The following is a 23,640-nucleotide window of genomic DNA, read 5'->3' on the forward strand; positions in this document are numbered from 1 at the left end:
TCACAGGGGCGTACATGTCCGACGCATCAGCACCCTCTGTCTCGTCCGGACCGCCCATCAGGGTCTTCCTCCTGGACGACCACGAGGTCGTACGCCGCGGTCTGCACGATCTGCTGGACGCGGAGCCCGACATCGACGTCATCGGCGAGGCATCGACCGCCGAGCAGGCATTGACCCGCGGGCCGGCGCTGCGCCCGGACGTCGCCGTGCTCGACGTCCGGCTGCCCGACGGCGACGGGATCACTGTGTGCCGCGAGTTGCGCTCGCGGATGCCGGATCTCGCCTGCTTGATGCTGACCTCGTTCGATGACGAGGACGCGCTGCTCGACGCGATCATGGCCGGAGCGGCCGGCTACGTCCTCAAGCAGATCAAGGGGTCGGACCTGGTTTCGGCCGTACGGACCGTGGCGACCGGACAGTCCATGCTGGACCCTGCGACGACCGCTCGGCTGATGCACTCGCTGAGGGACCCGGAGACCGTCAAGGCTCCGGACGACGATCGGCTGGCCGCTCTCTCCGAGCGGGAGCGTTCCGTGCTCGAACTGATCGGCGAGGGCCTCACGAACGCGCAGATCGCCAAGCGGCTGTACCTGTCCGAGAAAACGGTCAAGAACCACATCTCGCGGCTGCTGGGCAAGCTGGGGGTGGAGCGCCGGGTGCAGGCCGCCGTCATCGCCACGCAGGTCCACGAACACGAACACGGGCGCGGGCACGAGCCGGAGCACGGCAAGGGCCGGAGCTGAGTGTCGACGGGGGTCACCCGGAGGGTGGGAAGTCGCCTCCATCCAGCGGTACCCGCCATTCCAGTTTCGTCCCCCGCCCGGTCGACCCGTGCGCCGATACGGAGAGCTCGCCGCCCAGGCGTTCGGCCCTCTCGGCGAGATTGCGGAGCCCGCTGCGACGGCCTCCCTGCGCCACTCCCACTCCGTCGTCGGTGACCCGTACGGTCAGTACGCCCTCGACGGCCGAGAGGGACACTTCTGCCCGGCCCGCCTGTGCATGGCGGGCCACGTTGGTGAGTGCCTCCCCGATCACCGCGAGCGCCTCGTCCGCGGTCTCAGGGGGTACGTCGGTGTCGATCAGGCCCTCCATCCGCAGGGCCGGGGCGAAGCCGAGTGCCCGGGCGGCCTCCTCCACGGCTTGGACAGCACGCAGCCGCAGCTTCGGCATAACCCCGGGCGCCTCGTGTTCGCGGAGTCCGAAGATCGTCGAGCGAATGATCTTGATGGTGGCATCCAGGTCGTCGATGGCTCGGGCGAGCCGTTCCGAAGCCTCGGGATGCTCGACGAAGCGTTGGGCGCTCTGCAGGGTCATGCCGGTGGCGAAGAGGCGCTGGATGGCGAGATCGTGCAGGTCGCGGGCGATGCGGTCGTGGTCCGCCAGCATGCTCATCTGCTCGGTGTCCCGGCGCCGGTCGGCGAGCTCCAGGGCCAGGGCGGCCTGGCCGGCGAAGCCGGGCAGGGCTGCGATCTCGGCGCGGGCGAACGCCGGGCGGCCGCGTCTGCGGGCAAGGATGAGGACACCGCTCAGCTTCTCCTTGGTGCCGACCGTGACGGCGACGGCGGGGCCGAAGCCCGTCCAGCGTTCCGGCTGCACGGTGATCCGGTCGTCGGTCCCGACGTCGGCAACAGTGATCAGCCCGTCCTCCTCGCCGAGGGCGGCTGCTGCCAGGGTTCCCGCGCTGCTGGGCAGCACGATGCCGCGATGCGCCTCGGCGCCGTCTCCCAGCGCCAGCGAGCCGCGCAGTTCCCCGCCCTGGCCCACGAGGTAGAAGACACCGATGTCGGCTCCCGTGATGTCGCGGGCCCGCTCCAGCATGCCCTCCAGTACCTCCGTTTCGGCCAAGCCGGAGAGCAGAGCACTGGTGAAGTCGGAGCTGGCGGTCAGCCAGCGTTCCCGCAGACGCACTTCCTCGTAGAGGCGGGCGTTCTCGATGGCGATGCCGGCTGCCACCGCCAGTGTGGACAGGACCGCCTCGTCCTCCTCGTCGAAGTCGATGCCGCCGCGCTTCTCGGTCATGTAGAGGTTGCCGAACACGTCCTCGCGGACCCGGATGGGGACGCCGAGGAATGAGTGCATCGGGGGGTGGTGGGCCGGGAACCCGTAGGAGGCGGGGTGATCGGACAACTCCGACAGCCGCAGGGTCTCGGGGTGGCGGATGAGTTCGCCGAGGATGCCGTGGCCGGAGGGCAGGTCGCCGATCTCGGCCCGGAGGCCGTCGCTGATGCCGACGGGGAGGAACTGGGCGAGCTTCCGGTCGTCGCCGATGACTCCCAGGGCTCCGTACTCCGCGTCCACCAGGACGACGGCGGCTTCGACGATGCCTCTCAGGACCTGCGGAAGGTCGAGCTCCCGGCCGACGGACATCACGGCTTCGAGGAGCCCGTTGAGCCGGTCCCTGGTGCCACGCACTTCGTCGATGCGGACCTGGAGCTCTTCGAGCAGTTCGTCGAGCCGGAGCCGCGGCACCCCCGGACGCACGACACCCTGATCGTACGCGCCCATGCGGTACCTCCAAGCGGCGCCCAGGGGAAGTCCCTCCTGCCTCTTCACCGTATCCCCGCCCCCGCCTTCCCGCGCAGGATGAAGGCGTCAGCCGGACTCGTCCGCGCCGAGATGCCGAACGTGTGCGTCCGGTCCGGGGAAGAAGAGGGTCGTCCTGCCGGTGTCCGACCAGCGGACGTCGTAGGGCGGGGTGCCGTCGTCGTGGTGCAGACCGACGACTTCGCCGTCGCGACCCGCTTTGCCCACCGAGGGCCCGCCCACCACGATCTCGTCACCTACGCGGGCATGGGGACCGTGCTCGGAGGTGTGCGCCTTCATGATCATCAGCTCCTTCGGAAAGCGTGTCGTGCGAGTCGGGCTGCCGCGAAGCCGCTCACGAGGGCGGCTGATGCCAGGGCAAGGCCCGGCCATCCAAGAGGTGCGGTCTCCAGAACCGACTGCAGCGGCGGGAGGTAGAGCGCTGCCGCCCCGAGCAGGGCGGAAGCAAGGACGGACAGCGGCAGGAAGAGGTTCTCCCGGGTCAGCAAGCGGGTTCGCAGGCCCAGCACGACGCCGAGCTGCGCAGCGAGCAGGGACAGGAAGAGGACGCTCTGCCAGGGCAGGCCCCAGGCCCGTGCGACCGTCCCTGCAGTGAGGCAGGCAGCTGTGACGACCGCGGCGAGCACCACGAGGCGCTGCCAGGCGCCCGCGCCGAGGATGTGCTGGCCGGGCGGCCTCGGAGGCCTGCGCATCGCCTCCGGGTCCACCGGTTCGGCGCCCATGGCCACCCCGGTCAGACCGTGGGTCAGGAGGTTGATCCACAGGATCTGGCCCGCCCGGAGCGGGAGGGGAAGGCCGAGGAGGGGGCCGATCAGCATGACGAGGATCTCGGCGGCGCCGCCGGCCAGGCCGTAGACGAGGAAGCGGCGGATGTTGTCGTAGACCCGCCGGCCCTCCTCGACGGCCGCGACCACGGTCGACAGGTCGTCGTCGGTCAGCACGAGGTCGGCAGCCTGGCGGGCGACCTCGGTGCCCCGCTGTCCCATGGCCACCCCGATGTCGGCGCGGCGCAGGGCGGGGCCGTCGTTGACCCCGTCGCCGGTCATGGCGGTGACGGCTCCCCGGGCCCGCCAGGCATCGACGATGTCGAGCTTCTGCTGCGGATCGGTCCGGGCGAAGACGCGTGCGGCGGTGAGGTCGGCCACCCGGCCTGCCGCCAGATCGGGGCCGTTGACCACGGTCTCGTCATCGGTGTCCGCGCCGGTCAGGCCCACGCGGACGGCGATCGCGCGTGCCGTTGCGGGGTGGTCTCCGGTGATCAGGACCGGGGTGATGCCGGCCGCGTGGCAAGCGGCGAGAGTGGCCGCTGCCGCGGGCTTCGGCGGATCGCTGATGGCGACCAGGCCCAAGAGCCTCAGCCCCGCCTCGGCCGTCTCCGCGCTGTTTGGTTGCTCGGCGTGTTCGGCGGACGCCACGGCGAGCACCCGGTATCCGCGGGAGGCCAGGATCGCCGCCCGCTGCCGGGCGCCGGCCACGAGGTCCCTGCGGTCGGCGAGAACAGCTGCGTCCAAGACCACCTCCGGGGCGCCCTTCAGACACACCAGGGCGCCGCCGGACGACAGGCGGTGGACTGTCGTCATGCGCTTGCGTCCACTGTCGAACGGGATCTCCCACGTCCTGGGGTGGGTGTGCCTGAGAAGCTCCGGCTCGTCGCACCCGGCCTTGACGGCGGCCGACAGGAGGGCGGCCTCCATGGGGTCGCCGACCGCGGACCACCGGTCCTCGTCCGGGGGCTCTCCCTGGGGCGGCCGCAGGGAGGCGTCGTTGCAGAGCGACGCGGCCGTCAGCAGCTCCTGTACGGGGCCGAGTTCGGCCGCCGTCGGCTTCCTGCCCTCGACCAGGACGTCTCCCTGCGGTTCGTACCCCACTCCGAAGAAGTCGACCGCGGCCCGTGGCGTCCACACGTGTTGGACGACCATGCGGCCTTCGGTGAGGGTGCCGGTCTTGTCGGTGGCGAGGACGGTGACGGAGCCGAGGGTCTCCACGGCGGGGAGCCGGCGGATGAGGGCGTGCCGGGCCGCCATGCGCCGGGCTCCCAGCGCGAGGGCCAGGGTCACGACGGCCGGCAGGGATTCCGGGACCGCTGCGACGGCGAGGCTGATCGCCGTCACCGCCATGATTCCGAGCGGCAGGCCCTGTACGAGCCCGAGGCCGAAGACCACCAGGCAGAGGGCCAGGGTGACGATGGCCAGGATGCGCCCCAGCGAGGCGAGACGGTGTTGCAGGGGTGTCGGCTCCCGTTTGGTGTCGAGGAGGGCGGCGATCCGGCCGAGCGCGCTGTCGGGGCCGGTGGCCCTCACCGTCGCCACACCCCGGCCTCGCACGACCACGGTCCCCGCGCCCACCGTCGAATCGTCCTCCTTGTCCACGGGGACGGATTCCCCGGTGAGCATGGATTCGTCGATCATCAGGGCGGACGCCTCGGTGACATCGGCGTCGGCCGCCACGATGTCACCCTCGGCGAGGAGCAGGACATCGCCGGGCACCACGGCGGCGGCGGGGACCTCGCGCGGAGCACCGCCCCGCAGGACCCGCGCCTTCGGTGCCGACATCGCGGAGAGAGCGGCCACGGCATGGTCGGCACGGGTCTCCTGCACGACGCCCACGGTCGTGTTGACGACGATCACCACGGCGATGACCACCGCGTCGGCGTGGTCGCCGATCGCGATCGTCAGTACCACCGCGCCCAGCAACACCATGATCAGCGGATCGCGCAGCTGGGCCAGCACCCTGGCGTACCAGGGTGTCGCCGGGGCGGGCGGGATCTCGTTGCGGCCGTGCTCGGTCAGTCGGCGTTCCGCCTCGACGTCGGTGAGGCCGTCGGGCGTGCGGACAGGTACCTCCGCGGTGGCCGGGGTCGTCGCCATGGCGGCTCCTATTCGGCCGGAACCGTGATCACCGGGCAGAACGCCCGGTGCAGCAGTCCATGTACGACGGAACCCAGGCGCATGCCGGAGTAGCCTCCGCGTCCGCGGCAGCCCACCACCACGGCCAGGGCGTGCTCGGCGGCCTCCGCGAGCTCCTCCACCGGGTGTCCGATCGGGATCTCGTGGGAGAGCTTCACATCCGGGTATTTCTGCGACCAGCCGGCCGTGGCCTCGGACAGCATCCGCCGCTGGGCCTGCAGTGCGACCTCCTCGTCATGGAGGAGGAAGACCGGGGGCTGCCATACCGCGATGGCGCGCAGTGCAGCGCCGCGCAGGTCGGCTTCCTCGAACGCGAGCGCGAGCGCCGCCTTCGAGGACTCGCTGCCGTCGATGCCCACGACCAGGTAAGGCGGCTGCTGAGTGATGTGTTCGGGGTTTCCGACCACGACGACCGGGCAGTGCGCCTGGGCCGTGACCGGGACCACCGTGGAGCCGGCGCTGAAGTACTCCGCGGTCCGGCTCAGGTGGCGGGATCCGAGCACGAGCATGCGGGCCTGGTGGGACAGGCGGCCGATGGCGGGGACGGGGAATCCTTCGACCAGATCGGTGGCCACGTCGGCCCCCGGGTGCCGTTCCCGCGCCCAGTCGGTACCGGCTGCCAGGGCTTCCGAGCCCGCCTGGTGCAGGGCCGTCGTGCGAGGGGTGCCGTTGACCTGCCGCTTCTGGTGCGGCGGAGGCACGGTCACGACGAGTCGGAGCCCGGTCCCACGGCGGTGGGCCTCGTCCGACGCCCAGGCCAGGTGCAGGCGCCAGTCCCTGGCCGGGTCGATGCCGACGACGATCTCGCGGCGTTCGGCGGCGGCCATCACGATTCGTCTCCGTGCTTGTCCGTGTGGCGCGGGACGAGCAGCACGGGGCAGTGGGAGTGGTGCACGAGGCTGTGGGTGTGCCGCCCGAGGGTGGGTCCCAGGTACGCGGACGCCCGCCGTCCGCCCATGACCAGCAGGTCGGCGTGTCGGGAGGCCTCGACCAGGACACCGGCGACGGACACGCTCTTCTCGGCGTCCGCCCGCACGGTGAGGTCCGGGAACTCCTGGCGGATCTGCTCGGTCACCGCGGTCAGGTGCCGGACGTACTCGTCGGCGATCTCCGTGACGTCGTCCATCATGGTCACCACGCTGCCGACGGACTCGAGCACGTTCCACACGTGGAGCAGCCGCAGCTCGGCCTTGCGGAGCTCGGCCTCCCGCGCCGCGTGACGGACGCAGTCCAGGTCGTGCTCGTCACGGACCCCGGCGAGCACCGTCCCGCTCTCGGCGCCGCCGCCGGTTCCTCTGACGATGATGACCGGCGTCTTCGCGCCGGCCGCGACCTTCAGGCCCACGGATCCGAGCATGAGCGAGTTGAATCCGCCCAGACCCCGGTTGCCGACCACGATGGTGCCGCGAAGTCCGGCAGCCCGGTGCAGGCTGGCGACGGGGTCGCCGCGGCTGAATTCTGTGGTGGCGCCCAGACCAGGGTGCTGTTCCTTGACCGCGGTGGCAGTTTCGTCGAGCAGTTCGCGGCCGGCGCTGCGGACGCGCTCGATGGTCTCGGCGGATACGTAGAGGGCCCGGCCGTCCGTGTCGGCGCCGTACACGATGTGCAGCGGACGCCCGCGGCGTTCGGCCTCTGCCGCTGCCCAGAGCGCGGCCTGACGGGCGGGCTCGGAGCCGTCGACGCCGACGATGACGGAGCCGAGTTCCGAACCGCTGACACTGTTCTTCATGATTCCTCCTCGCCCGGGGCCAGTGGGGGTCTGTCCTCACGCTGACACCGCGGACCCCGTCAGGAAGAGGGCCGCTCAGGACCTTCACGGGGGCCAAAGGTCCCTGTCAAAGACGGCCCGCGGGATCCCTTGCGAACGCGCCGGCCCGGCCGGCACCGACCCTTCGTGTTCACACTTCGGTGTCCAGCCACCCTGTGTACGGTTTGAGGGACTCCTGGAGGGACGGGGCGCCGGCGGCCTGCATGTCACCGTAAGCGGCTCGCTTCATCTGGAGGGCGAGATCCTCCATGGCGCGAGCGACCGCGAGTTCGTCGCCGATCTCCGGGACGTCGGCGTCCTCGGGTGCGCAGCGGGCGGTGCCGTGGCCCGTGAGCCTGTTCGTGCCCGTGTCGAGCTCCAGGCGGGCCTTGGTCGTGTGGTCCTCCTCGAAGAGGTAGAGACGGACCTTCCATTCAGCGGTGTGTGACATGGCGTGCCTCCGGTAAGGGTGTCAGGGCGTCGTGTGCCGGTGAGTGCGCCGGACCCAGCGCCGCAGTTCGTCGGTGCCCCAGACAATGACGGGGAAGGTCGCGATGAGGGCGACGACGTCCAGCGGCAGGGCGGCGGTACCGAACAGGCCTTGCAGGGGCGGCGCGTAGACGAGGGCTGCCGTGAAGACGAGCTCGAAGGCGATGCCCGCCAGGAGCAGGGGGTTGGTGAACAGACCGATGTCACGCAGGGCCGCATGATCGGTGCGGGCGGCGAAGGCGGTGCCGACCTGGCAGGTGACGATGCCGGCGAACGTGGCCGTGGTCGCGGTGACGTACGCGTGGTGCAGGGGGCTGCCCGTGCCGGTGGGATCGCCCGGGTGCCAGCCCGCGCGCCACAACACGTAGAAGAACGCGCCCATGACCAGGACGGCGGAGACGGTACCGAGGTAGCCCCAGCTGCGGATGAGCATGTCTCGGGAGATGACTCCTTGCGAGCTCGGGCGGGGCGGACGGCTCATGGTGCCCGGCTCAGCTCGTTCGCGGCCGAGAGCGAGGGCGGGCAGGGTCTCGGTGCCGAGGTCGATCGCGAGGATCTGCAGGACGGTCAGCGGGAGCGGGACAGTGCCGGCCGACAGCGCGAAGACCAGGAAGGGAACGACCTCGGGGGTGAGGTGGGCGAAGATGTAGACGATGAACTTGCGGACGTTGTCGTAGACGCGGCGGCCCGATTCGATCGCGGTGACGATGGTGGCGAAGTTGTCGTCGGTGAGCACCATGGTGGACGCCTCACGGGCCACGTCCGTGCCGGAGAGTCCCATCGCCACTCCGATGTGGGCTCGGTGCAGGGCGGGGGCGTCATTGACCCCGTCACCGGTCATGGCGACGATCTGCCCGTGGGCGCGCAGGGCGTCGGCCACCTTCAGCTTGGTCTCGGGTGAGGAGCGCGCGAAGACGACTTCGGCGTCCGACGGTGCGAGGAGTGCGTCGAGTTCGTGGTCGCCGATCGACTCGGACTGTGCCACCACCTGCAGACGAGGTAGGCCGATGCCGACTTCGCGGGCGACGGCCGCGGCGGTGGCGCCGTTGTCACCGGTCACGATGTGCACGCGGAGCCCTGCCTCGTGGCAGCGCCGGACGGCGGCGGCGACTTCGGGACGCGGTGGGTCGTACAGGCCGACGAGCCCGAGCAGGCGGAGCCCGGTTTCCGCGTCCTGGCGACGGGTCGGTACCTCGGCACCGGCCGGCAGTGTTCGGACGGCGACCGCCAGGACGCGCATGCCTTCGTGGGCGAGTTCCTCCGCCGCTGCGGCCGCGGACTGCGAACTGCCTTCCAGGGTTTGCAACACCGTCTCCGGCGCTCCCTTGACGATGACGCGCAGACCCTGCACGCCATCGGCTTGGACGACGGACATCAGACGCAGCCGGGGGTCGAAGCGGAAGAGGGCTCGGCGCCCGGTGTCACGGCCGTCGAGGTCGACGGGAGCGGCGCGGGCAGCGGTACCTTCGACCAGCGCCATCTCCGTCGGGTCGCCGCGAAGTGCGCCTGCCTCGTCGCGGGTGACCGTCGTGCACAGCGCGCTGGTCCGCATCAGCTCTCCGTCCCAGGGGCCGGGCTCCCTTCCGTGCTCCGGCGTCCACACTGCTTGGAGTCGCATGCGGTTCCGGGTGAGGGTTCCGGTCTTGTCGGTGCAGATGACGTTGGTGGAGCCGAGCGTTTCGACGGCGCTCAGGCGTTTGATCACCGCTCCTTGGCGGGCGAGGACGCGTACGCCGACGGCGAGTGCGAGGGTGATGGTCGGCAGCAGGCCCTCGGGGACGTTGGCGACGAGGAGACCGATCGCGAACATGAGGGTGTCCGTCAGCGGCAGGCCCACGGCGACTCCGGCCGCCAGGAACACGCCGCCCATGGCGACCGCTACGGCGGCGATGAGCCAGGCGACTTTCTTGACCTGCTGTTCCAGGGGGCTGGGGTCGCGGCGAGTGCGCTGACTCAGTGCGGCGATGCGGCCGAGTTCCGTGTGGTCTCCGGTGGCGAACACGATCGCCTGGGCCTGGCCCCCGGTGCAGACGGTGCCGCTGAACACGAGGTTGGGTTCCTGCAGTAGCGGTGCTCCGACAAGTCCGGGGCCGGCGATGCGTTCGGCGGGGGTGGACTCCCCCGTCAGCATCGACAGGTCGACCTCGATGCCACCCTCGGTCAGCCGTGCGTCGGCGGGAACCTTGGCGCCCTCTTCGAGAACGGCCAGATCGCCCGGCACCAGTTCCCTTGCCTCCACCGCCGAGGACCGGCCGTCGCGAATCACCAGGGCGTGCTCGGGCAGGTACTTCGCGAGAGTCTCCACCGCTTGTTCGGCCTGCCGTTCCTGGAGGAGCGCGAACGCCGCGTTGACGAGAACCACGGCGATGATGGCCCACCCGAGCACGGGAATACCTGCGACGAACGCCAGCGCGGCGGCCGCCCAGAGCAGCAGAGCCAAGGGGTGGACCAGCTGCCGTACGAGTTCACGCCCCAGCGACGTACGCGCCTTGCGGCGGACCTCGTTCGGGCCGTAGACGGCGAGGCGGCGGGCCGCCTCGCGCGCGGAGAGTCCACTCGGCCCGGTGCCGAGTTCGCGCCTCAGGAGCGGCAACGGTTCCAGAGGGTCAGGGCTCGGGGGCGGCCCGTTGGCGGGGGACGGGGGCCGGGTGGCTGCCTCAGTCATCGCCGGGCCCCTGTTCGCGCCGCGGCCTGCCGGACCAGCGCGGCTCCACGGCCTCCCACTCGTGCTCCCACTGGGCCAGGCTGCGGGTCTCGACGAGGTGGAGGCGAAGACGGATCACCGCTCCCGAGGCAAGGGCGAGCAGTCCGAAAGCTCCGGCTCCCGCCGCTGCGGCCGCGAGCGCGCGTTGAGCTTCGGACGAAGGCGCCTGCGCTTCCCTGCCCGCGTCATCGACCCAGATCGCGACCGTCCGGTCGGCCGGAGTGCCGAACGGGACGGAGACCCTGTCAGAGTGCTGGTGAGCGGCCGGATACTCCCAGACGGCTGGTGCAACCACCCGCGAGGTGCCGCCGGAGCGGCTGGAGACCGCGCGCTCCGCGGAGCCGACCGTCGTCGCCTCGATCCGGTGCCGGTGGCGGGCCGTTTCCCTGGCAGTCCGGCTTTCGGAGTCCCGGACGGCCGTCGTGACGACGACGCCGCAGAGCAAGGCGATCAGGAAGGACAGTACGAAGACGACGCTCCAGCGGCGCCGGGTCCGGTCGACCGGCCGACGCAGCCCGTTCGGACGTCCGTCGAACAGTCGACGCACCCGGCCGGCCCTCGCCGGACGCGATCGCGTGGGCCCGTCTCCGGGCGTGGCGGCCTCGGACATCGTGCACCTCCGCGCGCTCTGATCCTGCCCGGCCGCTCAGTGGGGAGCGGCGAGTTCGGCGCTGATGTGGTGGGCCCACGTCCGGATCCGCTCGGGATTGCGGAAGTCCCCGCCCTTGCCGGCACGGACCATGGCCCGGGCGATGAACCCGGGCGTACTGGAGGTGATGCTGCCGCCGAAAGTGACGTGCTCGCGTGCGCCGAGGCGCTCCATCTCCCGGGCCACCGCCGGCACCGGCGCGATGTCGTGCTGCTCGGCGGAACTGTCGACGGGGCCGCTGCTGAACAGGTAGACCGGGCGGTGCTTGAGGAGGTGCTCGTTGCGTTCGGCGCAGCGCTTGGCCTTGCCGCTCCAGTGCCCGGCGTACAGGGCGCCTCCGAGCACCACGGCGTCGTAGCCGCGTACGTCGTCCACGTCGTCGGCGGGGACGACGACGGCGTCGAGGCCGTCCTCACGCAGGGTCCTGCCGATCTCGGACGCGATTCCGGCGGTCGCACCATGCTTGGTGCCGTAGGCGACCAGGACGCGCTTGGAAGTCATGACGACTCTCCGTTGCTCTCTGTTGTGATGCGCTTGAGCGCCTTCATGTGGTGTCTTCCTTCACTGTCGCGAGGGGGACGGCTGCTCCGCTTGGGGCCATCGGGTCCCGGATGGGGCCGTTCGGCCCTCCCCGTACCGGACCAGTTCGGCGGCGGCCACGTGCTGCTTGACCGCGGCGAAGCTGTCCGGGGCGACGGAGATGGAGTCGATACCGGTCTTGACCAGGAACTCGGTGAAGGCGGGGTCGTCGCTGGGGCGCTGGCCGCACAGCCCTACCGGGCGGCTGACGGACTGGGCGCGCGGGACGAGGGCCTGGATGCTCCGGGTGACGGCCGGGTCGGTCTCGTCGAAGACGTGGGCGAGGGCTTCGGAATCGCGGTCGACACCCAGGGTGAGCTGGGTGAGGTCGTTGCTGCCGATGGAGAAGCCGTCGAAGCGTTCGGCGAAGTCCTCGGCCAGGATGACGTTGGCGGGGATCTCCGCCATGACGTACGCCTTCAGCCCGTTCTCCCCTCGTCTGAGGCCTTCCTCCGCCATGACCTCCAGGACCCGGTCGGCCTCTTCGAGGGTGCGGCAGAAGGGGATCATGACGATCACGTTCGTCAGGCCCATCTCGTCGCGGACCCGGCGCAGCGCCCGGCATTCGAGGGCGAAACCTTCCCGGTATCCGTCGCTGTAGTAGCGGCTCGCACCCCGCCAGCCGATCATCGGGTTGGCCTCGACCGGCTCGAACGGACGGCCGCCGAGGAGTCGTGCGTACTCGTTGGTCTTGAAGTCGCTGGTCCGTACGACGACGGGGGCGGGCCAGCGGGAGGCGGCGATCCGGGCGATGCCGTACGCCAGGCGGTCCGTGAAGTAGCGGGTGCGGTCGAGGTAGCCCTCCGTGAGTTGATCGACGGCGCAGCGGTCGGCGTGGTCCAGGCGTTCGGGGTGCAGGAGGGCCATGGGGTGGACCTTGACCTGGTGCGCCACGATGAACTCCAGCCGGGCCAGGCCGACACCGTCGGCTGGCAGGCGCCACCATCGGAAGGCGGCGGAGGGGTCGGCGAGGTTGAGCATGACGTGCGTCCGGGTGGCGGGAATGCCGGCGAGGTCGGTCTCGGTCTCCTCGTAGGCGAGCAGCCCGTCGTAGACCTTGCCGCGTCCGCCTTCGGCGCAGGAGACGGTCACCTTCTGTCCGTCGGGCAGGGCCTGAGTCGCCCGGCCGGTGCCGACGACGGCGGGGACGCCGAGTTCGCGGCTGACGATCGCTGCGTGCGAGGTGCGGCCGCCGTGGTCGGTGACGATGGCGGAGGCACGCTTCATGATCGGTTCCCAGTCCGGGTCGGTGATGCCGGTGACGAGTACCCCGCCGGACGGGAAGCGGTCGAGGTCGACGGGAGTGTCCAGAACGACGACCGGTCCGCTGCCGATGGCTTCACCCACGGCGGTGCCATCCACGAGAGGCGTACCGGGCGTGGCCGTCAGGCGGCAGCGGCGCAGGGTGGAGGCGGCGCGGCGGGACTGTACGGTCTCGGGCCGGGCCTGCACGATCCACAGGTCTCCGGTGAGGCCGTCCTTGGCCCATTCCAGGTCCATGGGGCAGCCGTAGTGCCCTTCGACGGTCAGTGTCCAGTGAGCGAGGAGCCGGACCTCGGTGTCGGTCAAGACCCTCTGCGAGCGCTCCTCGGGGGTGGTGTCGACGGTCCGGGTCAGTCCGTGCTCCGCGTAGACCGCCTTCCGCCGCTTCGCTCCGACGCGTACGTCGATCAGCGGATCCAGCTCCGGGTCCTCCAGGCTGGGCTTGAAGACGGTGTACTCGTCGGGGTCGACCTGCCCGCTGACGACTGTCTCACCGAGCCCGAACGCCGCGCTGATGACGATGACCTCGGGGAATCCGCTCTCGGGATCGAGGGTGAAGATCACGCCGGCGCCGGCCAGGTCCGAGCGGACCATGGTCTGGACGCCGACGGACAGGGCGACCTGGAGGTGGTCGAAGCCCATCCGCTCCCGGTAGTCGATGGCGCGGTCGGTGTAGAGGGACGCGTAGCAGCGGTGCACCGACTCCAGCAGCCGGGCGGTCCCGCGCACGTTCAGGTACGTCTCCTGCTGGCCGGCGAAGCTCGCCTCCGGCACGTCCTCGGCGGTGGCACTGCTGCGCACGGCGACCTCCGGGTCCGCGCGTCCTTCGTCGCGCCCCAGCTGCTCGTACGCGGAGACGATCTCGGCCCGCAGCCCTGGGGGCAGCGGCTCGGCGAGGGTCATCGACCGGATCGCGGCCCCGACCTCGTCGAGCGCGGCGCCTTCGCGCAGGCGCACGATCTGTTCCTCGATCCGCCCGCGCAGTCCGTGTCCGTCGAGCAGCTCTCCGTACGCGTCGGCCGTCGTTGCGAACCCCGGAGGGACGCGCACACCGGCACCGGCCAGGTGGGCGGTCATCTCCCCCAGGGAGGCGTTCTTGCCCCCGACACTCCCGACGTCCTGTCGGCCGAGTTCCGCGAACGGAATGACGTGCCGTGTGCTTGCCATGACGACCTCCGGACTCAGTACGGGAGCGGGCGGCCGGACGGCGTGCGGAGGTCCAGCGGCGCGGGCTTGTGGGGCTGCTTCAGGTGGGGCTGGATACGGATGCGCTGCATCGTCGCCACCTCTTCCGGAAACGGAGCCTGGATCGGCATCCGGCTTCCACGGTCACGCCTGGAGGTGGCTGCGCCGCAGTGCCGAGTGGGACAGGAGCGAGGGGCCGACCGGTCCGTACCTCGGAGGGGCCGACCTGCCCATGGCGGGCCGGGCAGGGAACCGCAGGGCTCATGCCCGACAGGCGCAGGCCGTGCAGGCGGCGGGCAAGTCCGAGAGGACCACCGCCGACGTCTACGAGGCGACGATGACGGTGCCGTGCCTGCGTGGGAGTGCGCGCGCTCCTGAACGGTATCCACTGGTCAGCCGGCTTCCATGCGGAACCACCTCTGCCGACCTGCGGGCAGGTCCGCAGTCACGCCATCGGGCAGGCACAGGGGAAGGGGAGGCGCCGTTCGGGATGAGGGGACCGCGATACCCAGTTTTCCTGGGACGAACCGGACATGAATGCTGCGGTGCCCCAGGCAGTCGACGGTGAAGGAGCAGCGCGGCACCTCCCGGAGCGGGACGGGGTCGATGCGCAGTCCGTCCGGGCCGACCTCGAGCCCCACGATGCCCCGTTCGATGAGGTCGAGGGTGCCGGCCATGGCTCCGAGGTGGATGCCTTCGCCGGTGGTGCCGCCCTGGATGTCCATCACGTCGCCGAGCAGTGCTTCCTCGCAGTACCGCCAGGCGTCGGGTCCCTTGTGGCGGGCCAGGACCCAGCCGTGGACGAGGCTGCTGAGCGTCGAACCGTGGCTCGTGCGCTGCAAGTAGTACGCGACGGTCGCCCGCCAGAGGTCATCGTCGAGCCGGTGGCCGAGCCGGGCGAAGATGTCGTGCAGCTCGTCGGGGCGGAAGAGGTAGCCGAGCATGAGGGTGTCGGCCTGCTTCGACGCCTGGTAGCGGTTCACCGTGTCGTCCTCGGACTCCAGGATCCGGTCGAGGCGGCGGATGTCCGTGTACCGAGTGCGATAGGCATCCCAATCCAGCTCGGCCAGATCGCCGTAGCCCTCGAACTGGCTGATGACATTGCCGTGCAAGGGGACGTGGAGACGGCGTGACACATCCTCCCAGCGGTTCAACACCTCTGTGTCGAAGTCCAGTTGCTGCTCAAGTTGACGCATGCGCGTCCTCGGCAGCTCTGCGGCCAGCTCAAGTCCGCGGGCCAGCACCCATGCGGCGGTCACGTTCGTGTAGGCGTTGTCGTCGATCCCCGGAGTTGCGGCCCCGGGGTAGGCGTCGTGGTATTCGTCCGGGCCCACGACCCCGCGGATCCGGTAGCGCTCCCGGTCGGTGTCGTAGTCGGCGACCGCTCCCCAGTAGCGGGCGATGCTCATGAGCAGTTCGGCGCCGGGGCCGTACAGGAAGCCGGTGTCACCGGTGGTCTGCGCATAGCGCCAGACGTTCCAGGCGATCGCGGAGCCCACATGGCGCTGGAGGTGGGAGTGGTCCGGCAGCCAGCGGCCGGAGCGCGGATTGAGGTGCAGCGTCTGCGTTTCCTCGTGCCCCGAACTGGCGCTCTGCCAGGGGAACATCGCGCCCGGTTGCCCGGCCCGCCGCGCTGCGGCACGGGCCGCGGGCAGGCGCCGGTGGCGGTACATGAGCACGGCGCGTGCCACCTCGGGCAGGTGCAGGGTGAGGTAGGGGGTGACGAACAGCTCGTCCCAGAAGACGTGGCCCCGGTATGCCTCTCCGTGCAGGCCTCTGGCGGGTACGCCAACGTCGAGCTCCGCCGTGTGCGGGGAGAGGGTCTGCAGGACGTGGAAGGTGTGGAGGCGGAGGATCCGGCCGGCCTCGCCGGGCACCTTTACCTCGCCTCGGCTCCACAGGTCTTCCCAGGCGGCCTTGTGGCCGGCGAGCGCGGTCGCGAAGTCCGGTGCGTGCGTGACGTGTTCAACCGCAGACGTGAGCGGATCGCCCGCAGGCCGGTCCAGCGAACTGTAAAGGGCGGCTGCCTTGAGGACGACGACGGGATGTCCGCGGGAGATCGGCAACCGGAAGGTCTGCGCGGTCGCCGCCTCCGTGCAGCTCTGGTTCATGGCGGCCAGGGGGCGGGAGGATGTGCGTACGGCGATGCCGATCCGGGTGCGGAGCGATGTGGTCTCGCAGGAGAGCCAGGCGATGCCGTCCGCGCCGACGCCGGCGCGGTGGCCGGTGAGGTGGCGCCCGTTGAGGGCCCGGTACCGCGCGACGCCGGCATTGGTGACGTCACCGTCGAGTACGGACTGGATCTCGATGGTTCCGCGCCATCCGGACGCGCGGAAGGTGCTCTGCTGGGCGGCGAGGTAGGGGTCCGCCATGTGAACGAGCCGGGTGTGGGTGACGCCGAGCCGACGGCCGTGGCCGTCCTGGAACAGCATGCGGCGGGTGAGGGTCCCCGCGTGCAGGTCCAGGACGGCGCGGTGGTGGCGCAGGCTCGGGTCGTCGGGAGTGAGCCACTCCCCCGCCGGCCCGTCCTCCGGCAGGCAGCGGTAGCGCACCCGGGTCCAGTCGGGGAGGTTGACCATGTCCTCGTTGCCGACCTGTTTGCCGGCGACCTGCGAGGGGAGCCAGTTGTAGCAGCCCGCCGCGTAGGTGCCGGGATAGTGCACGGCGTCGGCGGGTGATTCGGGGGCGGCCCCGCGCGTGGCGAACCGGCCGTTGCCGAGGGTGCACAGGGCCTCGACGACCCGCTCCGTCTTCGGGTCGTAGCGGTCGAAAGTCCAGGTCCACGCGGTGTTCACGGCCGCGCTCCGGCAACGGTGTCGACGACGGCGGTGAGGTCAGGGAGGACGACATCCGCGCCGCGATCCCGCAGGTTCGCTGCGTCAGACGTGCCGCCGGACCGGTCGAGGCCGATCACCAGGCCGAAGTGCCCGCGTCGGCCTGCCTCCACCCCCGCCAGAGCGTCTTCGACCATCGCCGCGTCGGCCGGGTCCACATGCAGCCGGCGTACCGCTTCCAGGAACAGGGCGGGGTCCGGCTTGCCCGCCAGGGTCAGCCGCTCGGCATCCGTGCCGTCCACGAGCACGTCGACGAGGGGGGTGATCGCGGCGGACTCCAGCAACGGGCGGGCATGCCTGGATGCGGAGACCGCGGCGCACCGCATCCCCTGGGCACGCAGCGCTTCGAGTGCGGGCCGGACTTCCGAGAACGCCTCGACGGCTCCGGCCTGGAGCGCTTCCGTGAACGCGCGCTCCTTCCGGGCGGCGACCGCCCACGCCGTACCGCACCCCGGCGGATCCGCGGCGTCGCCCGGCGGGAGCTCGATGCCGCGCGCGGTCAGGAAGGCGAGAGCGCCGTCGAGACGGGGTTTCCCGTCCACCAGTTCCCGGTACTCCCGCTCGGTGTCGAAGGGCGGCTGAGCTGCGTGGCCGGGGACGGCCGCCCATGTGTCGAGGCAGCCGTCGAAAGCGGACTTCCACGCAGCCGCATGGAGCGCGGTGGAGTCGAGGAGGACCCCGTCGGTATCCAGGACGACGGCTCGAAGCGGGCTCACTGCCGGATCACCCGGCGCCCGGTGATCCGGATCGCAGTGACCTTCATCCAGTGGGTCCGCGGACCGCCCGCCCAGGGCAGCGAGTACGAGACGGCATCGAGCCGGCCGAGCTCCTCCGCATCGGTGACGCCTTCTGCCTCACCCACGGCCATGACGCTCCAGCCCAGGCGCGTGACGTCGTCGATGCGGTCGACCTCGAAGGCCACTTCCGTCCCCGCGGCCCGCGCGAGCACCGCGTCACCCGAGGTCCTGAAGGCGATGTCGCGGCCCGCCACTACGTAATTGACCGGGAAGATCGCCGGACCGTCCGGGGTGAAGACGGCGATCCTGCCGACGCCGTGCGTGGAAAGCAGCCGCTGGCACTCGCCGTCGGACAACTCGACCAGCTCGGCGTCCCGCACGGCCGTTCCTCTGCCGGGTGGGTCTTCCGTCGTCGCGCCGGAGAGTTCCGCGGCGGTCGTCCCCAGCGCGTCGGCGAGGCGCAGGAGGGAGCCGATCGCCGGCGCTGCCGCGTGTTCCTCCAGGTAGGTGATGTACCCGCCGTCAGCCCCGCAGCGCTCACCCAGCTGGTCCCGGGTGAGGCCGAGTTCCTCACGGCGCATGGCGATCCGCCGTCCGAGGTCCGTGCGTCCGGTCGGCGCCTCCGCGGCGCCCTGCCTGTGCTGGGTTCTGCTCATCGTCTTCACGTCCTCTCGGTGTCACGGCCGGGTGGCCGGGACGGTGACGGCGTCGTGCCGGGCCCCACCGAGCGCGACCTTGGGGGCGCCGGTGTCGCCCGCACGGGCTGTGCCGGCGATCGTGTGGCCCAGCCCCCAGCCACCGCTCCCGCAGCACTGACCGCAGTGGCTCTCACGGCAGAAGCGGCAGCGGCCGCAGGCCGAGGTGCAGGAAACGAGCACGCGGTCCCCGGGCCGCACCGTAGGGACGTCGCCGCCGGTCTCGACGACGGTGCCGACCGCCTCATGGCCGAGGATCCTGCCCGGGGTCCCCTCGGGCACGTCGCCCTTGACGACGTGCAGGTCGATACCGCAGATGGTGACGTCGTCGACACGAACGATCGCGTCGGCGGCGTCCTTGATGCCCGGATCCGGTAGGCCCTGCCATGCGATCTGTCCGGAGCCGTGGAAGGGGAGTGCCTCCATGACGTCCCTTTCTTCCATTTCCCACCATTTGAGGTATCACCGCCAGGCTGGACCGGACTCGACCGGCCGCGCATGGGCCGATCGGTCCCCCGCCGGGGCCTGTCGGCCCCATGCCGGCCCTTGCACACGGTGCAATGGTGAGAACCGGATCCCCTTACCGGAGGGAGGGCGGGCCATGTCCGAAACAGCCCCGCGCCCCGCTGCCACCTCGCCCGAGGTCGTCCTGCCGCCGAGCTGGCCGAGCTGCGCCGCGACGGCACCTTGCCCCGGAGCGTACCCGTCTACGTCGACAGTCCCATGGCCTTGGCCGCCCTGGACGTCTACCGGGACGCCCTGCGCTCCCACTCTCCCGAGCTGCGGCCCGAGATCCTGGCCCAGGGCGAGGCGGCGTTCAGCCCGGAGCCGTTCCTGGCCGCCCGTACCGTCCAGGAGTCGATCGACATCAACAGCACCACCGGGACGGCAGTCATCGTCTCCTCCGCCGGCATGGCCACCGGTGGTCGGGTCCTGCACCACCTCCACCGGCTCTTGCCCGACCCGCGCAACGCCGTCGTCATCGTCGGCTTCGCCGCCGCCGGAACGCGGGCGCGTGACCTCGTCGACGGCGCCCGCACCCTCAAGATGTTCGGCGAGTACATCCCCGTACGTGCCGAGGTGGCCGACGTACCCCACTTCTCCGCCCACGCCCACGCCGACGCCGACGCCGACGCCGACCAGATCATCGACTGGCTGCGGGCCGCCCCCGCCCCGCACACCACCTACCTGGTCCACGACGAGGAGACCGCCGCCGAGACCCTACGGGACCGCATCGACCGCGAGCTGGGCTGGACGGCCGTCGTACCCAAGCCAGGGGAGGCCGTCCTGGTCCGCTGACCCGGGCCGTATGGGCCCTGCGGTATGCACCGCGAGGCCCCCCCCACACCCCGAGGACCGGCGCGAGCCTGAAGGGAAAGGGCTGGAGGCACACCATGACCACCGTAAACAGTCTCCTGGACGAGTTGGAACCCGAAGCGCGTGAGGCCCTGCTCGCCCACGCCCACCGCGTGGACATCCCCGCCGGAACCCGCATCTTCAAGGAACGACAACGGGCCGACCGCTTCTGGATCATCGAGAACGGCACCGTCGACCTAGACCTGCACATCCCCGGGCACAGGGCCGCCGTCATCGACACCCTCGGTTCGGGAGAGCTCCTCGGCTGGTCGTGGATGGTCCCGCCCTACGCCTGGCACCTGGGAGCCATCACCACCCACCCTGTCCGCGCATTCGAATTCGACGCGGTGGCCGTACGGAAGCTCTGCGACGAGAACCCGGCCGTGGGCCGTTGCATATCCACCACTGTTGCCGCAGTCATCGACCGTCGGCTCGGCTCGGCCCGCACCCGGATCCTCGACCTGTTCGCACCCCACCACAGCGACATGCCCCTCGCCTACGCCCGCTGAGGACCAGCCATGACCTCCACCCCGTACACCGTCAACAACGTCATGACGAAGACCGTCGTCACCGTCACGCCCGCCGCCGAATTCAAGGAGATCGCCACCGCGATGGAGCGCTGGAAGGTCACCGCGGTCCCGGTCATCGAGGGCGAAGGCCATGTCGTCGGCGTCGTCTCCGAGGCCGACCTCCTCACCAAGGAGGAGTTCCACGAACACGGACCGAGCCTCATCGAGCAGATGCGTCGCCTCGGCGACACCGCGAAGGCCGGATCGGTCCGCGCCGAGGAGCTGATGACGAGCCCCGCCGTCACCATCCGCCCCGACGCCACGCTCCCCCAGGCCGCCCGACTGATGGCCGACCGCCACATCAAGCGTCTCCCGGTCGTGGATGCCGCCGGCACTCTTCTCGGCGTGGTCAGTCGCGCCGACCTCCTGAAGGTCTTCCTTCGCTCCGACGACGACCTGGCCGCCGAAGTCCGCCGCGAGGTCGTCGAGCGCCTCTTTCCGCTCTCTCGCCGTGACATCACGGTTGAGGTGACGCACGGCGTCGTCACCCTGAGGGGAAGGACCCGCGACCCCCACCTCATCCCCGTGGCCACTCGCCTCGCCCGGGCTGTCGAAGGCGTGGTCGGTGTGCACTCCCGCCTCGAAGGCTCCGCATCCCCCTGACCGCTGTCCCTGCGCTACGGGGCCAGGTCCCGCCTCATCAGCAACGCGTGGCCCAGGATGAGCCCCGCCACTCCGACCCCGACCAGAACGCCCAACTGCGGCCACAGCACGTGGCCCTGCGCCAGTGCGTCACCCGGCGTGTAGTAGTGGAAGGGACTGATGAACCGCAGCGGCGCCGCCTGGGACCAGGCCAGCGCGATGAAGTTCAGAGCGAAGCCGACCGCCCCGATCCCGATCGTCGCACCGATCACCTGGGCGCGCCGGCTCCCCCAGGCCGACACGGCCAGAGCCGGTCCGGCCAGGCACAGCGCGAAGCCGCACCCCATCATCCCGGCGGCGAAGACACCGCCGATCGGCACGTCCCGGTGGATGTCCGGCGACAGCCAGACGCCCGCCGCCACCGTCAGCGTCGCCGCGGCGTTCAGAGCGAGGGCGGCGATCACCACGGCGGCCGTCCGCTCCGCGAGCAGCCGATTGCGGCTCACGGGGCGCACCATGATCAGCTCGATCGTCCCGGATTCCACGTCGGCCGCGACCGCGGCCGCGGCCAGGGCACCGATCGCGGTCAGCTGCATGGCGATCCAGAACGGATGCACCAGTCCGGCCCCGAGCAGTCCCGGATAGCTCGCGATCGAGACGTCTCCGCCCGACCCGCTGAACGCCCGGTACGCCGAAGGAGGGCCCTTCCCGCCCGCCGAGAACAGCTGCCCCGGCGCGATCGTGTTCGCCACCACCACGATCAGCGCCTCGAAGACGACCATCCCCACCACCAAGGCCATCAGCATCCGCCGGCGCCGGTGCAGGGCCAGCCACAGCAGGGGCCACCGCGTCTTCACGCCGCTCCCTCCGCCTTGCCGTTGCGGTACAGGTCCAGGAACGCCTCGTCCAGACCCGCCTCCTCCACGATGACGTCGGCCACCCCCAGGGCCAGCAGCTCGCGCAGTGCCCCCACGACCTCGCTCGGGGGTACGAGCAGCTCCACCCGGTCGCCTTCCCAGCGGGGCACCCACTGCTCCGCGCGCCCCAGAGGGCGTGCCCCCTTCCCATCGCCGAAGGTCAGACGGATCCGCCGCGCACGCGCCTCCCGCAGGGCGGCCACGCTCTCCACCGTCACCAGGCGCCCGTCCCGGACGATGGCCACGCGTCCGCAGGCCCGCTGCACCTCCGGGAGCACATGGCTGGACAACAGCACGGTGCGGCCGTCGGCCGCTGCCTGCTCCATCAGCTCGAAGAACGTCTCCTGCACGAGAGGGTCCAGCCCCTCGGTCGGCTCGTCCAGTACCACCAGCCGGGGATCGTGCTGCAACGCCTGCACCAGGCCCAGCTTCTGCTTCATGCCGCGCGAGTACCCGCCGACCGTGCGCCGCAGGACCGCGGGCGTCAGTCCCAGCCGCTCGCACAGCTCGGATCGCCGTGTGCAGGGCCGGCCCTGGAGGGAACACAGCAGGTCGAGGGTCTGCGCCCCGGTGAGCTCCGGGTACAGCCGCAGCTCACCTGGGAGATAGCCGAGTTCCCGAGCCACCCGGCGGTGATCGGCGAGCGGGTCCATCCCCAGCACCCGCACATGCCCGGCCGTCGGGCGCAGCAAGCCCGTCAGGCACCTGAGTGTGGTCGTCTTGCCCGCCCCGTTCGGCCCGAGGAAGCCAAACACCTCGCCCGGACCGATGCCGAGTGTGAGTTCCTCCACCCCGACCACTGCCCCGTACCGCTTGGTCAGTCCGCTGAGCTCGATCGCGTCCATGGCTCCCACCCCACCAGTCTGTGTCCTGGCCCGGACCGACGCGCAGCAAGCCGAGAACGGCCCCCACGGCGCCACGAAAGTACCCCCCGGAGGTACTAATGCCCGGCTCGAAATATAGCCCCGGGGGCAATTCTCGCGAGAAGGACCTTCGTCTCCGCCCCGCTGGCCGGGCTCGACGACGTGCCCGCCTACTACGCCCACATGGCCCGGCCAACGCCGCGGGTCCGGCGTCGGTCGACCTCACCGCGCCTCCCGTGGCGGACGCCGTCGGCATCACCGCCCGCCTGGCCGCCGGGGAGTGGGGGCGACCTGCGCAACCGCATCGCGTTCGCCCGGGGTCACGTGGCCGGATCGTTCAATTTCGAGGCCGACGGAAAGATCGCGACCTACCTCGCATGGTTGATCACCTGGGGCAAGCCCGTCACGCTCCTCGCGAAATCCCCCGAGCAGCTGGCGAAGGCGCAGCGGGAACCGGCCCGGGTCGGGATCGACCGCCCGGCCACCGCCGCCACTGGAGAGCCTGCCGAGTGGATCTCCGACGCCAGCGCGAGGTGCCGGCCGGGGTGGTGTGGGTCCACTGCGTGGGCAGGATGCGCGCCGGGATCGCGGCTTCCCTGCTCGACGCCGCCGGACTCGATGTCGTGGCCGTCGACGATTCCTTCGACGCCGCCCGGAGCTCGGGCCTCCCGATGGTCACCGGACCCCGTTCCGACAGCTGACGGCTCGCCCTCCCCGTTCCCGACGAGAGCAGGACCCGATGACGGCCCATCGTGGGTGGTGCGCGCACGACTACACGAACCCGGTCGACTACACGACCGGACGCACGGCGGAATGTGGCAACGGGTCACGGCTGGCCGCTTGTGCGGTAATAGCTCGCCCTGGGCTCTGAGAATGTCGACGTGCGCTGGCGCAGGACCGCGACCGTGTACCGCGTACCGCGTACCGCCTTCGTTGACCGGGAGAGAAGTATGACCATCAAGGACATCGGGCCGGAACCTCAAAGCTTCGACCTTGAGAAGGCGACGCTCGAGAACACGGA

General features: G+C 70.9%; 18 protein-coding genes and 3 pseudogenes. 5 read left to right on the plus strand and 16 right to left on the minus strand.

The features are described 5' to 3' along the window. Nucleotides 1–14 precede the first annotated feature (14 nt). Entirely contained in the window at nt 15–743 is a 729-nt protein-coding gene (locus tag ACZ4YL_RS34915; RefSeq protein WP_468121895.1) for a response regulator, read from the plus strand. A 13-nt stretch (nt 744–756) separates the two neighbouring features. Here the strand turns inward: ACZ4YL_RS34915 and ACZ4YL_RS34920 are convergent, their stop codons facing one another. The 14 genes and pseudogenes from ACZ4YL_RS34920 to ACZ4YL_RS34985 all read right to left on the minus strand — a co-directional run. Next, a complete protein-coding gene (locus ACZ4YL_RS34920; protein ID WP_468121896.1) occupies nt 757–2,505 on the minus strand; it encodes a sensor histidine kinase in 1,749 nt (582 codons plus the stop codon). A gap of 105 nt (nt 2,506–2,610) precedes the next feature. After that, nucleotides 2,611–2,823 (minus strand): annotated as a pseudogene (locus tag ACZ4YL_RS34925) (DUF1918 domain-containing protein); the annotation flags it as partial. 5 nt (nt 2,824–2,828) lie between these two features. Continuing rightward, on the minus strand, nt 2,829–5,411 hold the full coding sequence (locus ACZ4YL_RS34930) for a cation-translocating P-type ATPase (protein ID WP_468121898.1): 2,583 nt from the start codon (nt 5,409–5,411) through the stop codon (nt 2,829–2,831). 8 nt (nt 5,412–5,419) lie between these two features. Beyond that, complete coding sequence (locus ACZ4YL_RS34935) at nt 5,420–6,277, minus strand: universal stress protein (RefSeq protein ID WP_468121900.1); 858 nt, start codon at nt 6,275–6,277, stop codon at nt 5,420–5,422. Continuing rightward, nucleotides 6,277–7,179 carry a universal stress protein gene (locus ACZ4YL_RS34940; protein WP_468121902.1) on the minus strand — a complete coding sequence of 301 codons (903 nt, stop codon included), beginning with the start codon at nt 7,177–7,179 and terminating at the stop codon, nt 6,277–6,279. Before ACZ4YL_RS34940 ends, ACZ4YL_RS34935 begins: the two co-directional genes overlap by 1 nt. Before the next feature lie 169 nt (nt 7,180–7,348). Continuing rightward, nucleotides 7,349–7,648, minus strand: a complete 300-nt coding sequence (locus tag ACZ4YL_RS34945) for a DUF1876 domain-containing protein (RefSeq protein WP_468121904.1) — start codon at nt 7,646–7,648, stop codon at nt 7,349–7,351. A gap of 21 nt (nt 7,649–7,669) precedes the next feature. Then, nucleotides 7,670–10,279, minus strand: coding sequence for a cation-translocating P-type ATPase (locus ACZ4YL_RS34950; RefSeq protein ID WP_468121905.1), 2,610 nt, complete (start codon nt 10,277–10,279; stop codon nt 7,670–7,672). 64 nt (nt 10,280–10,343) lie between these two features. Next, on the minus strand, nt 10,344–10,937 hold the full coding sequence (locus tag ACZ4YL_RS34955) for an Rv1733c family protein (RefSeq protein ID WP_468121906.1): 594 nt from the start codon (nt 10,935–10,937) through the stop codon (nt 10,344–10,346). Between the two features lie 99 nt (nt 10,938–11,036). Next, nucleotides 11,037–11,540, minus strand: a complete 504-nt coding sequence (locus ACZ4YL_RS34960) for a flavodoxin domain-containing protein (protein ID WP_468121907.1) — start codon at nt 11,538–11,540, stop codon at nt 11,037–11,039. 60 nt (nt 11,541–11,600) lie between these two features. Then, nucleotides 11,601–14,048: a phosphoenolpyruvate synthase gene (gene ppsA / locus ACZ4YL_RS34965; RefSeq protein ID WP_468121909.1), complete on the minus strand. Its 2,448-nt coding sequence runs from the start codon at nt 14,046–14,048 to the stop codon at nt 11,601–11,603. Between the two features lie 410 nt (nt 14,049–14,458). Next, nucleotides 14,459–16,861 carry a glycoside hydrolase family 65 protein gene (locus tag ACZ4YL_RS34970; protein ID WP_468121910.1) on the minus strand — a complete coding sequence of 801 codons (2,403 nt, stop codon included), beginning with the start codon at nt 16,859–16,861 and terminating at the stop codon, nt 14,459–14,461. Further along, nucleotides 16,858–17,616 carry an HAD family hydrolase gene (locus ACZ4YL_RS34975; RefSeq protein ID WP_468121912.1) on the minus strand — a complete coding sequence of 253 codons (759 nt, stop codon included), beginning with the start codon at nt 17,614–17,616 and terminating at the stop codon, nt 16,858–16,860. The genes ACZ4YL_RS34970 and ACZ4YL_RS34975 overlap by 4 nt, the downstream gene beginning before the upstream one ends. Beyond that, a complete protein-coding gene (locus tag ACZ4YL_RS34980; protein WP_468121914.1) occupies nt 17,613–18,293 on the minus strand; it encodes a helix-turn-helix domain-containing protein in 681 nt (226 codons plus the stop codon). Before ACZ4YL_RS34980 ends, ACZ4YL_RS34975 begins: the two co-directional genes overlap by 4 nt. A gap of 108 nt (nt 18,294–18,401) precedes the next feature. Beyond that, nucleotides 18,402–18,758: pseudogene (locus tag ACZ4YL_RS34985) on the minus strand (alcohol dehydrogenase catalytic domain-containing protein); the annotation flags it as partial. A gap of 261 nt (nt 18,759–19,019) precedes the next feature. Here ACZ4YL_RS34985 and ACZ4YL_RS34990 point away from each other — a divergent pair. The 3 genes from ACZ4YL_RS34990 to ACZ4YL_RS35000 all read left to right on the plus strand — a co-directional run bounded on the left by ACZ4YL_RS34990 (nt 19,020) and on the right by ACZ4YL_RS35000 (nt 20,860). Continuing rightward, a complete protein-coding gene (locus ACZ4YL_RS34990) occupies nt 19,020–19,631 on the plus strand; it encodes an MBL fold metallo-hydrolase RNA specificity domain-containing protein (RefSeq protein WP_468121916.1) in 612 nt (203 codons plus the stop codon). Between the two features lie 95 nt (nt 19,632–19,726). Further along, entirely contained in the window at nt 19,727–20,197 is a 471-nt protein-coding gene (locus tag ACZ4YL_RS34995; protein WP_468121917.1) for a cyclic nucleotide-binding domain-containing protein, read from the plus strand. A gap of 9 nt (nt 20,198–20,206) precedes the next feature. Further along, nucleotides 20,207–20,860, plus strand: a complete 654-nt coding sequence (locus tag ACZ4YL_RS35000) for a CBS domain-containing protein (protein ID WP_468121919.1) — start codon at nt 20,207–20,209, stop codon at nt 20,858–20,860. A 14-nt stretch (nt 20,861–20,874) separates the two neighbouring features. Here ACZ4YL_RS35000 and ACZ4YL_RS35005 read toward each other — a convergent pair whose 3' ends face one another. Next, nucleotides 20,875–21,696, minus strand: coding sequence for a hypothetical protein (locus ACZ4YL_RS35005; protein WP_468121921.1), 822 nt, complete (start codon nt 21,694–21,696; stop codon nt 20,875–20,877). Continuing rightward, nucleotides 21,693–22,601, minus strand: coding sequence for an ABC transporter ATP-binding protein (locus tag ACZ4YL_RS35010; RefSeq protein ID WP_468121923.1), 909 nt, complete (start codon nt 22,599–22,601; stop codon nt 21,693–21,695). The genes ACZ4YL_RS35005 and ACZ4YL_RS35010 overlap by 4 nt, the downstream gene beginning before the upstream one ends. A 144-nt stretch (nt 22,602–22,745) precedes the next feature. Here ACZ4YL_RS35010 and ACZ4YL_RS35015 point away from each other — a divergent pair. Further along, a pseudogene (locus tag ACZ4YL_RS35015) lies at nt 22,746–23,320 on the plus strand (MBL fold metallo-hydrolase); the annotation flags it as partial. Nucleotides 23,321–23,640 lie beyond the last annotated feature (320 nt).

It is taken from the genome of Streptomyces sp. NPDC030021, from assembly GCF_055574035.1.